This is a genomic window from Acetobacterium sp. KB-1 (assembly GCF_003260995.1).
GTDB lineage: Bacteria > Bacillota > Clostridia > Eubacteriales > Eubacteriaceae > Acetobacterium > Acetobacterium carbinolicum.
The window spans coordinates 3390916-3404398 of record NZ_CP030040.1 but is presented as its reverse complement, the minus strand read 5'-3'; the positions used below and the strand labels follow the sequence as shown (position 1 = coordinate 3404398).

The 13483-nt window shown below is 44.1% G+C and carries 6 protein-coding genes, 2 tRNA genes, 3 rRNA genes and 1 pseudogene; 1 reads left to right on the top strand and 11 read right to left on the bottom strand.

The features are described 5' to 3' along the window. Nucleotides 1–28 precede the first annotated feature (28 nt). Nucleotides 29–1114 carry a hypothetical protein gene (locus DOZ58_RS15660; RefSeq protein ID WP_111889152.1) on the top strand — a complete coding sequence of 362 codons (1086 nt, stop codon included), beginning with the start codon at nucleotides 29–31 and terminating at the stop codon, nucleotides 1112–1114. Nucleotides 1115–1176: 62 nt separating this feature from the next. Here the strand turns inward: DOZ58_RS15660 and DOZ58_RS15655 are convergent, their stop codons facing one another. The 11 genes and pseudogenes from DOZ58_RS15655 to lysS all read right to left on the bottom strand — a co-directional run bounded on the left by DOZ58_RS15655 (nucleotide 1177) and on the right by lysS (nucleotide 13480). Then, on the bottom strand, nucleotides 1177–2118 hold the full coding sequence (locus tag DOZ58_RS15655; protein ID WP_111889151.1) for a hypothetical protein: 942 nt from the start codon (nucleotides 2116–2118) through the stop codon (nucleotides 1177–1179). A 448-nt stretch (nucleotides 2119–2566) separates the two neighbouring features. After that, entirely contained in the window at nucleotides 2567–3805 is a 1239-nt protein-coding gene (locus DOZ58_RS15650; RefSeq protein WP_111889150.1) for a CdaR family transcriptional regulator, read from the bottom strand. A gap of 9 nt (nucleotides 3806–3814) precedes the next feature. After that, nucleotides 3815–4617 (bottom strand): annotated as a pseudogene (locus tag DOZ58_RS15645) (NAD-dependent protein deacylase). A 14-nt stretch (nucleotides 4618–4631) separates the two neighbouring features. Continuing rightward, nucleotides 4632–5249, bottom strand: a complete 618-nt coding sequence (locus DOZ58_RS15640; protein WP_111889149.1) for a dienelactone hydrolase family protein — start codon at nucleotides 5247–5249, stop codon at nucleotides 4632–4634. Between the two features lie 68 nt (nucleotides 5250–5317). Continuing rightward, entirely contained in the window at nucleotides 5318–5668 is a 351-nt protein-coding gene (locus DOZ58_RS15635) for a hypothetical protein (RefSeq protein ID WP_111889148.1), read from the bottom strand. A gap of 508 nt (nucleotides 5669–6176) precedes the next feature. Continuing rightward, nucleotides 6177–6293, bottom strand: a 5S ribosomal RNA gene (gene rrf, locus DOZ58_RS15630). Between the two features lie 102 nt (nucleotides 6294–6395). Next, nucleotides 6396–9256, bottom strand: a 23S ribosomal RNA gene (locus tag DOZ58_RS15625). 372 nt (nucleotides 9257–9628) lie between these two features. Then, a tRNA-Ile gene (locus tag DOZ58_RS15620) sits at nucleotides 9629–9705 on the bottom strand. Nucleotides 9706–9724: 19 nt separating this feature from the next. Next, nucleotides 9725–9800, bottom strand: a tRNA-Ala gene (locus tag DOZ58_RS15615). A gap of 101 nt (nucleotides 9801–9901) precedes the next feature. Then, nucleotides 9902–11420 (bottom strand): 16S ribosomal RNA (locus DOZ58_RS15610). The 16S, 23S and 5S rRNA genes sit together here with 2 tRNA genes alongside, the layout of an rRNA operon. Before the next feature lie 593 nt (nucleotides 11421–12013). After that, on the bottom strand, nucleotides 12014–13480 hold the full coding sequence (lysS, locus tag DOZ58_RS15605; protein ID WP_111889147.1) for a lysine--tRNA ligase: 1467 nt from the start codon (nucleotides 13478–13480) through the stop codon (nucleotides 12014–12016). Nucleotides 13481–13483: the final 3 nt, after the last annotated feature.

Below are 13483 nucleotides of genomic sequence, written 5' to 3'. Positions count from 1 at the left end.
CTATAAAATCTTATATCGAGGTGCTCATATGTTTACTTTGCCCGTTTATACAGCTCCTGATTTTACCGAAACCTTTTTTGTCAAAGCCCCCAGTGTCCGAACGATGCCAGCTCCTATGGATGGTGTGGTTCCGGAGAACTTTTATGCCACGACCATCTTTCCCGAGTATTTTAAAATCCATGATACCTGGCAGCTGATGGCTGAAAGTCGGATGGACTGCGTGGTTGTCATTGCCAATGATCGACCCCATGCCATCGAATTCAGAAATGTCAAGAAAGGCGATGCCGTTGTCGTCGGACGTCATGAAGATGGCGGAAACGGTGTTTATGTCGATCATTTTGCCTTCAGTAAAAAACATCCAGATGGTGATAATTTTTCGTTTCGTACCTCCAATTCCCGGGAAACCGCCTACTCCCGGGACTACGACCGACTCTATCAACTCTTGGAATTCGAACGGGATAACGGCTATATTCTATGGGTTCTCGGCCCGGCGGTAACCTTTGACCAGGACTCCCGAAATGCCATGACCCATCTGGTGGAAATGGGCTATGTGGATGCCCTCTTTGCCGGAAATGCCCTAGCCACCCACGACTTGGAGTCCCACTTTTTTAACACCGCCTTGGGTCAGGACATCTATTCCAAAGAAAATAAATCACTGGGTCACTATCACCATATCGAAACCATCAATCGGGCTCGGGGCTGCGGTTCCCTGGAAAATTTAATTGAAAAATATAAAATCGAAGATGGTATTGTCAATTCCTGTATTAAAAATGACATCCCCATGGTTTTAGCCGGTTCAATTCGCGACGATGGGCCTTTACCTGGCGTCTATGCTGATGTTTACAGCGCCCAGGATGCTCTGCGGGTGCACACCAAAAAAGCCACTACGATCATCTGTCTGGCAACTCAGCTCCACACCATTGCCACCGGCAACATGACCCCTTCCTACCAGGTGGTTGATGGTCTGATTCGGCCGGTTTATTTTTATACCGTCGACATCTCCGAATTTGTGGTCAATAAACTAAAGGACCGGGGCAGCCTCAGTTCCCGGTCGATCATCACCAATATCCAGGATTTTGTAGTCAATTTACAGCGAAATTTATCATTGAAGTAATTATCATTAAATAGAAAAAGGACTTTTGCCAAAGCAAAAGTCCTCACCACTCGATGATTGAATTACATAATAGAAGGTAAAATTAAAGGTAGTACTGAAAAATTAAGCAATTGTAAAACCCAAATTGTACAGGCCGGGGGGTCGATGTGGCTGTCTGCGTAACTGTTAAAGGCTAAGCCCGCAAACTCTCCGATTATCGCTGCCAGGATACCCGTGATGGCGGCAGCTACAATGGCGGCCACTGGGCTTAATGTTCCTGAAAAAACAACGATAGCGGTTGAAGCAGCTGGCAATACAATATGATGGCAGCCATAGAAAGGCAGTCCCATACTGGCAAAGATCAGTCCAAAGGCGGCGATACCAAAGGCAAAACTACCCATCTGCGAGAATAGATATCCAGCTTCACCTGATCCGGCTAAAGCCATACTGCCGAAAGCCGCCGCAATACCACCAACCAGAATACCAAAACCGGCACCCAGAACGATAGTGAACATCAAATCAGAGCCCTGAGGCAGATAATGTCGTGTTACACCAGCGGGAGTTTTACCTGTTAAACCGGAGTCGGTAAAAATCAAACGTACTAAAATGGCAGAAATAACAACACTTAAAGCAACTGTGTCGGTCCATGCTGCGGAACCAAGTACATTTGCGCCAATTACTGTGCCGATAACAAAGTTTAATAAGTAACCAATAATACCAAAAATTCCGCCGACCAGTAATACGGATGCGTCTTTTAATCCTGCTAGTGGGGTGATAATATCCCCGCCAACTTCCAACTTTCCAATTTTTTTAGCATAAGCAGAAGCGGCAACCGCACCAGCAAACGCAACACATGGTGAGAACCATGATCCAAAGCTGACGATTCCAATGGCTGGGGCTCCAAAATCTCCGGCAAGAATTGCGGCAATGACTGTTAACCCAGTAAAAATAAATGATGGCACACCACCGATAGCGGCTGCAAATAACCCGCCGCCAAAAGCAGCAATTAATAATGTAAAATCCATCTCTTTTTCTCCTTTTAAATAAAATTTGATTGTTGTAAACATAAAAACGCCATCGAGTGGTTCTGATAATGTTTACATGCTCAGTTTAACAAGAAGGTCAAATTTTTACTATGGTCATCATCGCCAAAATATCTGTCCTCCGTTGTGCACCATTTACAAGGGTTGCTATCAAAACCGTGTACACCATCACTTATGATTCTACACATTTATTATTTTTTTCAAAAAAACAAAAAAAGAGCCGGAGCTCTCTTAGATTAAGGGGTCTAGTATGGACTTTACATCATCCCAGTAAGGGGTCACAATCCCTCTTAGTTAGAATAAACGATGGGTCGAAAAAAAACATCCGCATTGATTAACAAAATGATGCTATTAATCTGTGCGTGGTGCACAGTATTTACAAAAATTTCTCTCTGTGATTATTTACTAAGCCCAACCCTGATGCGAAAAGCTACTGATGTTTTAAAAACTCTAAAATTCGAAACGAGTACGCCAAGTCAAACTGTACCTTCGGTGCCGTTAACTCCAGCTGAGTAAGCGATTTGATTCGATCGATGCGATAACTGAGAGTATTTCGGTGAATATGGAGGGCTTCACAGGTTTCTTTATAATTGCACCCATAATCGATAAGTGTGTTTAACGTATAGAACAACTCAGATTGATGTCGTCGGTCATATTTCTCAAGTTTCAGCAAACCAGTTTGAACAAAATCCCTGAGATTATTTCCAGCTTCACCGGTTACCTTCTCAAGCAGATGAAAAAACTTATAATCATCATAATTAAAAAGGCGCTCTTTCTCATGAATCGTTAAGCCAATGCGAATGGCTGCCTTCGCATGAAAATAATGGCATTGAAAATTCTCAATCCCCTGAAAAAATTCGCTGATGCCAATTCGCAATCCATGTTTTTCCATAAATATTTTTAACCGACTGATCCCCTTATCCGTTTTTTCTGTTTCCAGATCCGTACATAAAACAACCATCTGATTACCGTAAAAAATTGTATGAGATTTAGGAACGACGTGATACAAATCATCTCGTAGTGAGTCTTTAATGACCTCCTGATTAAGATTGGCATCATCTTGTTCAGAAACCAGGACACACAGATTATTACTGGTATTAAGCTCTGACTCCAGGACCCAGGCTTTGAAATCTTCATTTTCCTTGTCTCTACCTTCAATCAGATCCTTTAGAATCCCCTCATTCATATTGCCGCGGATATACTTATACATGGGAATCTTTATAATAATTTCTGTCAATACTTCATTCGCCAGCAGCAATAACTCTAAATATCCATTCGTCACTTCAGTTTTTTTAAAAAACATCACCATCGCACCGGCGTATTTCCCCCGAATGATCACAGGCGATACCAAGGCCTTTGTCTCACTTTCCAGCCCGACCACATAGGGCGTTCGTTCCTTGGGAAAGCGCTTGACCTCTTCAATATTAACGAGTTCAAAAATGAATTCGTGGCTGCAGAATCCTTTAGAAATGGCAAACTGCCATGAGCGATCTGTGATCTCAGAAGTTCGACTCATTCCACGAATCGAGAAGTTTATGTCAATAAATATAACTGGTTTTTCCGCCAAATAACTAATGGTTTCCACTACCTCTTCCACAGTATGGTTGCCCAAAAGTAATCTTAATAAGCGATTGCTTTGTCTGTATCTCAGTTCTGTTTGACTATCCATAGCGACTCTTTATTTTTTGCTCCATTTCAGTTGTTTAAATATTTCCCCGATACTTCCCTTAATAATAAGATTTGCCCGGGAATCCATCGGCGTTGAGGATTTATTTACCAATACCAGATTCCTGCCACGATAATAATCGATCAGTCCTGCCGCCGGGTAAACACCCAAAGAGGTTCCCCCAATTATCAGAACCTCTGCTTTTGTGATGGCCCCAACTGACTGGTTTATGACATCGCTGTTCAGCCCCTCACCATACAATACTACATCTGGCTTGATCGTCCCGCCACAGCCGCATTCCGGCACTCCCTGACTTTCCTTAATCGTTTGAACCGGATAAAACTGATGACAGTGCATACAGTAATTACGATAAATCGATCCATGCAGTTCCAGCACCTTTTTACTCCCCGCCAATTGATGAAGTCCATCAATATTCTGAGTAATTACCGCCTTCAGTTTATCCTCGGTTTCCAGCTCTGCCAACTTTATATGGGCAAAGTTTGGCTTTGCTTCCAGATGCAGTATTTTATTACGATAAAAATGATAGAATTCTTCGGTATTATTCATAAAAAATTCATGCGAAAGAATTGTTTCTGGTGGATATTTGTAGCTTTGGCTGTACAACCCATCGACACTCCTGAAATCAGCTTTGGCTGTACAACCCATCGACACTCCTGAAATCAGCTTTGGCTGTACAACCCATCGACACTCCTGAAATCCGGAATGCCACTTTCAGTGGAAACACCGGCCCCGCCAAAGAAAACAATATTTCCTGATTCTGCTACCAATCCTTTTAAGTTTTCAATATCGGTCATCTTATCCTCTTTTCTCAAATCTTTTCTGATTGTTCAATTTCTTTTAAAAAGTATTTTACCATATCTAACGCTTTTTTGCCTGACTGCTCGTTAAAATCATATCCATAAGGATCAGCAAAGCCATGTTTACCTGGGAAAACGAATAGTTCAACTTTTTCTTTCTGGTCAAGCTTTGGAATAATCGACTGAATATCAAAGGATTCTTCCTGTTCCGGAAATACCAGTAGACAGGGACAAACCGGGTTGACTTCCAGATAGTCCCGGATTCGTGATCCGTAAAAGCCAATCATCCCATCACAACATCGGTTCTCAGTCAATCGCCAGGCGATGGTGGCTCCGACACTTGATCCAAAAACGATGATTTTTTTATAACTATTTTTTAGCTCCTCAATACTGAGCGCTATCTCTACGTATCGATCAAAGCCCACTTCCACCTTAAAATCACGATATGCTTCATTACTTTCGGAGTATCTATAAACATGGTCTCGCCTGCTCAGATTCATACAAAAGCTATCATAACCGTGACCAATGAAAAATTCTGCCCAGTCTTTTATGTATTGGTTAATTCCATAAATTTCCGGGATAATCACAACCGCTTTTGCTGATCCTATTTTTTGTTTAGTCTTCTGCAATTACACTCAATCCTTCCTTCATACTTGAACATCCGATTTCGTCGATTTGCGGTTTAAAAGATAAGCATTTATTCCTTATTCTCGTCATTCGTTTTTCTTTTTTTTAGTAAGCTGCCTAGATACATACCCAATAACGCAACTGCCCCATAAATACCCCCGTATATCAACGCTCTTATCTCAACAATCAAAAATATTGGTGGGAAAAAAATAAAACCCATAAAAATTGGATAAAGCCAGACATTTCCGTTTTTCAGTCCATATATAAAAGCAGAAATGAAACAATAAGTGGGAATAATCAGCAGCATAATGGATGTGAAAAATTTTGAATTTGCATCCATCGTGGGTAATATAAAAAAGATCAAAGAGGTCATGATCAGATACGGCAACACGGGAATTAGTAAGGGTAAGTTTTTTTTCATAATCGGCTCCTATTTGCAAAATCAACTGAAGTTATATCAGTTTTTATGCATTTATTATAGCATGAAAGTATCATCTTATGAGCTAATTTTTAAGAATATGGCTATTAGAAGAGCTTTTAGAACTAACTTCTGTTTAACCTTCACAACTGCGTCACAGCTCTCGCTACGCCTGCGTTTGGGGCTTTGGCCCATAAAAAAATAGCGATGAATATTGATTTTTAAGTGAACTTGAATCAACGCTTCACTTTACTGCCGTTTTACTCGCTCATGCGGCACTTCGGCTACGCTGCGCCTCAGTCGCCAGATGGCTCCTTCCTAAAAATATAAAAAGAGCGGTGATTAAACCTTACTGCCGTCTAATGATTCCGTGCAACTCCGTCTCCGCTGCGCTACGCCTCCGTTTGGGGCTTCGCCCCATAAAAAAATACAGATATAAATATTGATTTTCAAGCTCACTTGAATCAATATTCATATCTGTATTTTTTTGCACGGCTTCATTTAAATAAAAGTCCCGCAATGTCCTATCCTCCCAGGCAGTTGCCCACCAAGTACTTTCGGCGCTGGAAGACTTTACTTCTGTGTTCGGTATGGGAACAGGTGTRGCCCTTCCGCCATCATTACGGAACTAGTTAGACTAGTTWAAANCTATTTAATTATAATTGCATTTATMNNAATTKYTTTYYRGTGATCRTNNCGATCACTSGAAACAGCAYAGTGTATAAAATCTTGGATCAAGACCTCGGTCGATTAGTACTGGTCAGCTCCATATGTTGCCATACTTCCACATCCAGCCTATCTACCTGATCGTCTATCAGGGACCTTAACCTTTCGGTGAGATATCTTATCTTGAAGGGGGCTTCGTGCTTAGATGCCTTCAGCACTTATCCTTTCCAAACTTAGCTACCCAGCTATGCTCCTGGCGGAACAACTGGTGCACCAGTGGTTTGTCCGTTCCGGTCCTCTCGTACTAGGAACAGCTCTTCTCAAATATCTAACGCCCACGACGGATAGGGACCGAACTGTCTCACGACGTTCTGAACCCAGCTCGCGTGCCTCTTTAATGGGCGAACAGCCCAACCCTTGGGACCTGCTTCAGCCCCAGGATGAGACGAGCCGACATCGAGGTGCCAAACCTCCCCGTCGATGTGGACTCTTGGGGGAGATAAGCCTGTTATCCCCGAGGTAGCTTTTATCCGTTGAGCGATGGCCCTTCCACTCGGAACCACCGGATCACTAAGCCCGACTTTCGTCTCTGCTCGAGATGTCTCTCTCGCAGTCAATCACCTTTTTGCCTTTGCACTCTAAGAGATGGTTTCCAACCATCCTGAAGGTAACTTTGGGCGCCTCCGATACTTTTTAGGAGGCGACCGCCCCAGTCAAACTGCCCGTCTGACACTGTCCGATGACCGGATTACGGCCACTCGTTAGAATTCCAATCGTACAAGGGTGGTATCCCAAGGGCAACTCCTTCGAAACTAGCGTCCCAAATTCTTTGTCTCCCACCTATCCTGTACGTGCACGATCAAAACTCAATGCCAGATTGCAGTAAAGCTCTACGGGGTCTTTCCGTCCTGTCGCGGGTAACTCGCATCTTCACGAGTACTACAATTTCACCGGGTGTGTTGTCGAGACAGCGCTCAAATCGTTACGCCTTTCGTGCGGGTCAGAACTTACCTGACAAGGAATTTCGCTACCTTAGGACCGTTATAGTTACGGCCGCCGTTTACTGGGGCTTAAATTTGCACCTTCGCTTGCGCTAAGCACTCCTCTTAACCTTCCAGCACCGGGCAGGCGTCAGCCCCTATACATCATCTTTCGATTTAGCAGAGACCTATGTTTTTGCTAAACAGTCGCTTGAGCCTCTTCTCTGCGGCCCCCATAAGGGGGCACTCCTTCTCCCGAAGTTACGGAGTCATTTTGCCGAGTTCCTTAACAACACTTCTCCCGCTCATCTTAGGATTCTCTCCTCGCCTACCTGTGTCGGTTTACGGTACGGGCACCTTCTCTCTCAATAGAAGCTTTTCTTGACAGCGTGAAATCAGCGACTTCCCTACTTATTTTTCGTTCCCCGTCACGCCTTGGCCTTATGAGTAAGGGGATTTGCCTCCCTACTCAGCCTTGACGCTTGGCCCAGCTTTTCCAACCGCTGGGTTCGCTTATCCTTCTGTGTCACTCCATCTCTCAAACAATTAAAGGTGGTACAGGAATTTCAACCTGTTGTCCATCGCCTACGCTGCTCGCCTCGGCTTAGGCCCCGACTTACCCTGAGCGGACGAACCTTCCTCAGGAAACCTTGGGCTTTCGATGGTGAAGATTCTCACTTCACTTTCGCTACTCATGCCAACATTCTCTCTTGTCTTGTGTCCACCAAACCTTACAGTTTCGCTTCGCCCTCAAGACATTGCTCCCCTACCACTATGGTAGTACCATAATCCATCGCTTCGGTGCCAGATTTTAGCCCCGTTCATCTTCGGCGCACAACCACTCGACCAGTGAGCTATTACGCACTCTTTAAATGTGTGGCTGCTTCTAAGCCAACATCCTGGTTGTTTGTGCAGTTGCACATCCTTTCCCACTTAATCTGGACTTGGGGACCTTAGCGGATGGTCTGGGCTGTTTCCCTTTTGACTATGAGACTTATCTCACACAGTCTGACTGCCGTATATAAGTGBATGGCATTCGGAGTTTGATAAGGTTCAGTAAKCTTTACGMCCCCTAGCCTATTCAGTGCTCTACCTCCATCACTCTCTCTACAACGCTAGCCCTAAAGCTATTTCGGGGAGAACCAGCTATCTCCGTGTTCGATTGGAATTTCACCCCTATCCACAACTCATCCAAGCCTTTTTCAACAGACACTGGTTCGGACCTCCACTTGGTTTTACCCAAGCTTCATCCTGGTCATGGATAGATCACACGGTTTCGGGTCTACAGCATGCAACTAGTCGCCCTATTCAGACTCGGTTTCCCTACGGCTCCGTACCTGAAGTACTTAACCTTGCTACATACCGTAACTCGTTGGCCCGTTCTACAAAAAGCACGCAGTCACGTTAGCTCCTGCTGCTTGTAAGCACAGGGTTTCAGTTTCTATTTCACTCCCCTTCCGGGGTTCTTTTCACCTTTCCCTCACGGTACTTTCCGCTATCGGTCAATCAGTAGTATTTAGCCTTGGGGGGTGGGCCCCCCATCTTCCCACAGGGTTACACGTGTCCCGTGGTACTCGTCGATTACCCGTCCATACTATTTTCGTCTACGGGGATCTCACCCTCTGCGTCCGACCTTCCCATGTCGTTCAACTAATAATACAGCCTTGATGTAATCAGGGCTCTTCCTCGTTCGCTCGCCGCTACTAAAGGAATCGATGTTTCTTTCTTTTCCTCTGGGTACTAAGATGTTTCAGTTCCCCAGGTTCCCTCCATAACGCTATGTATTCACGTCACAGTGACTGGTCTTCTACCAGCCGGGTTTCCCCATTCGGATATCTACGCTTTATCGGTTATGTGCACCTACACGTAGCTTTTCGCAGCTTGTCGCGTCCTTCTTCGGCTCTGATTGCCAAGGCATTCACCCTGTGCTCTTTTCTTCTTGATCCTRAMRTTYKTWYCYAAWKTTGTTAAAATTTGGTAAGTCACTAAGCGTTAGCGTGTGACTGATGTAAAAACTAACGCATTTTTCGGCAAAATTCTTCCTTAACTGAATAAGGAATATTGGCGAAAAATACGATCCTAAAATTACGTTTTCGTGTTAAGAAATTGTATTTCAAAWTTTTWTTTATACACTATGCTGTTTTCAATGATCGACGYWTTTRYCCRAATTKRATSAAWYYKGKCMAGTYRCYAWGYRTTWGCRTGKGRCTGGTRYAAWYRCTAACGCATTTTTCGACAAAATTCTTCCTTAAATAAATAAGGAATTCTGATGAAAAATACGATCCTTTTGTTTTATGAACTTGCGTTCARTTTKTKATGGTGGGCTTGGGAGGACTTGAACCTCCGACCTCACRYTTATCAGSCRTGCGMTMWAWMYACCTGAGCTACAAGCCCATGCGTTTGTTYTAAAAATTGGTGGAGATGARRAGACWTGAACTYCYGAYCCCCTGCTTGCAAGGCAGGTGYTCTYCCAACTGAGCTACACCCCCCNAACATTAAAACGTATTMAGTTTATGCTGATTGCTTSTGTYTTGTATRACYMAATGGTCATACAAAAGAAAATAGTACCATGACTTCCTGTATTCCCTAGAAAGGAGGTGATCCAGCCGCACCTTCCGATACGGCTACCTTGTTACGACTTCACCCCAATTACTGACCCCACCTTCGGCAGCTGGTTCCTTACGGTTACCTCACTGACTTCGGGTGTTGCCAACTCTCGTGGTGTGACGGGCGGTGTGTACAAGACCCGGGAACGCATTCACCGCAGCATTCTGATCTGCGATTACTAGCAACTCCAACTTCATGCAGGCGAGTTGCAGCCTGCAATCCGAACTGAGATCTGTTTTAAGGGATTAGCTTCACCTCGCGGTTTCGCAGCCCTCTGTTCAGACCATTGTAGCACGTGTGTAGCCCAGGTCATAAGGGGCATGATGATTTGACGTCGTCCCCACCTTCCTCCGTGTTATCCACGGCAGTCTGCTTAGAGTGCCCAACTAAATGATGGCAACTAACCACAGGGGTTGCGCTCGTTGCGGGACTTAACCCAACATCTCACGACACGAGCTGACGACAACCATGCACCACCTGTCTCTCTGTYCCCGAAGGRAAAGYCYRATCTCTYRGRTKGTCAGAGGATGTCAAGACCTGGTAAGGTTCTTCGCGTTGCTTCGAATTAAACCACATGCTCCGCTGCTTGTGCGGGTCCCCGTCAATTCCTTTGAGTTTCAACCTTGCGGTCGTACTCCCCAGGCGGAGTGCTTATTGCGTTAGCTGCGGCACTGAGTCTCCCCAACACCTAGCACTCATCGTTTACGGCGTGGACTACCAGGGTATCTAATCCTGTTTGCTCCCCACGCTTTCGCACCTCAGCGTCAGTATTTGTCCAGCAAGCCGCCTTCGCCACCGGTGTTCCTCCTAATATCTACGCATTTCACCGCTACACTAGGAATTCCACTTGCCTCTCCAATACTCAAGTCTTTCAGTTTCAAATGCATGTCACCGGTTGAGCCGGTACCTTTCACATCTGACTTAAAAAACCGCCTGCGTGCCCTTTACGCCCAGTAAATCCGGACAACGCTTGTCCCCTACGTATTACCGCGGCTGCTGGCACGTAGTTAGCCGGGACTTTCTTCTTGGGTACCGTCTTTTTTTCTTCCCCAATAACAGAGCTTTACGATCCGAAAACCTTCTTCACTCACGCGGTATTGCTGCGTCAGGGTTTCCCCCATTGCGCAATATTCCCCACTGCTGCCTCCCGTAGGAGTCTGGACCGTGTCTCAGTTCCAGTGTGACCGTTCGCCCTCTCAGACCGGTTACCCATCGTCGCCTTGGTGAGCTGTTATCTCACCAACTAGCTAATGGGACGCGGGTCCATCCTATGGCACCGGAGCGTTTAATACATCTGCCATGCGACAAATATATCTTATAAGGCATTACTCCCAGTTTCCCGAGGCTATTCCTTTCCATAGGGTAGGTTACCCACGCGTTACTCACCCGTTCGCCACTTTCTAAAAGATCCGTGCAAGCACTTCTCTTTTGTCTCGTTCGACTTGCATGTGTTAAGCATACCGCCAGCGTTCGTCCTGAGCCAGGATCAAACTCTCAATAAAAGTTTGTATTTAAAGCCGTTAGGCCTTTAAATGCTGTCTCATTTGAATAACTGTAGTTTATCCTCTACCGAGTTAATGTTTTTAAGAGTGCATCTCTCTGTTTCTATTTTAGCCGCCTTCATCCTTGCGGATGTTTTGGCTGTTTTACAGGTTTTATGGTACTATTCTCTTTTCTATGACCGCCGTTCTGCAATCGTTTCCGACCGAAGAAGCTTTTCTATTATATCGTCATTTCCCGATGTTGTCAAGCTGTTTTTTGAAATTCTTTTGCGTTAATTCCAAGCTAATTTCAATGTGTCAGCCCAATGTCCGCCGCCTCTGTTACGAGACAACTTCATTAGTATACGCTCTTTGTTCCTTCTTGTCAATGCTTTTTTAAAAGTTTTTTTGTTTTTCTTTTGTTTTAGTCAAAAGACCCTGGTATCTGTTAATTGTTTGGTTTCAAGGACAAAATTTAACTATTATTCCGAGAGGTTTTAATTATATCCCCTTATAATTACTGTTTAAACATTTTATTTTGAAAACCAATCTTTTTCTTATGAATTAAAGGAGCTCAGAATTTTAAAATTCTGAGCTCCTTGTCCATTAATTTATTAGTCGATGGGTTTCATTGTCGGGAAAAGAATAACGTCTCTAATACTATGCTGATTGGTGAATAGCATCACCAGTCGATCAATTCCGATTCCTAAACCACCAGTAGGTGGCAAACCCACTTCCAGGGCATTGATAAAGTCGGCATCGAATGGATGGGCTTCATCATCACCATCTGTTTTCTTCTGTACCTGAGACATAAACCGCTCTTTCTGATCAATGGGATCATTGAGTTCGGAGAAGGCGTTAGCACATTCAGCACCGTTTATATAAAGTTCAAATCGCTCCGTGTAGCGTGGGTCTTTGGGATCTTTCTTGGCCAATGGTGAAATTTCAACTGGATGCATGGTCACAAAGGTTGGTTGGATCAGTTTATCTTCAACAAATTCGTCAAAGACTTCGGCCATAATTTCACCGATACTGTTTTTCCCGTCCACATCCACATGCAGTTCTTTTGCAGCAGCCCGGGCAACATCGAGATCTGTCATCACATCAAAATCCACATTGGTATGTTCTTTAACCAAATCAACCATTCTGGCCCGTTTAAATGGTGCTGCCAGACTGATTTCCTTATCGCCGTAAATAACGATTTCTGATTTATTGACTTCCTCGGCCAGATAACTATAGAGCTCTTCGATCATTTTCATCAGATCGTCATAGTTCGCATATGCCTCGTAGGATTCTAACAATGTGAATTCAGGGTTATGGGTAGCGTCCATGCCTTCGTTTCTGAACACACGACTCATTTCATAAACCTTATCAAACCCACCAACAATTAATCGTTTAAGCGGCAGTTCCAGGGCAATTCGACAGTATAGCGTGATATCCAGAGCATTATGGTGAGTCATAAAAGGTCTGGCATTGGCACCGCCAGCCAAATTTGAAAGAACTGGCGTTTCTACTTCGATAAAATCACGCGAATCATAAAACTCCCGTATCTTTCGCATAATCAGCGATCGTTTTTGAAAAACATCCTTTACTTCGGGATTTACAATCAAATCAACATAACGCTGCCGATAACGCAATTCCATATCTTTTAGACCATGATATTTTTCCGGCAGAATTTGTAAAGATTTGCTCAGCAGTGTCAGTTCCGAAACTCTGACCGAGATCTGACCCATTTTTGTTTTGAAAATTTCCCCTTTAACGCCAACGATATCCCCGATGTCATAGGTTTTAATTTCGTCATACATATCAACCAGGGCGTCTTTTTTCAGGAATAACTGAATTCTTCCAGTAGAATCCTGAAGATCGTAAAAAGAAACTTTTCCCTGCCCTCGTTTAGACATGATCCGTCCTGCCATGGTCACTTCTTTTTCTTCATATTCATCGAAAGATGCTTCAACTTTTTTTGCGTGAACGCTGACACTATAACTGGTATTTTCAAAGGGATTCTTCCCTGCGTCTTGTAATTTTTTTAATTTATCTCTTCTAATCTCTAGAAGTTCACTAAGGTTTTCTGTTGTCAATGT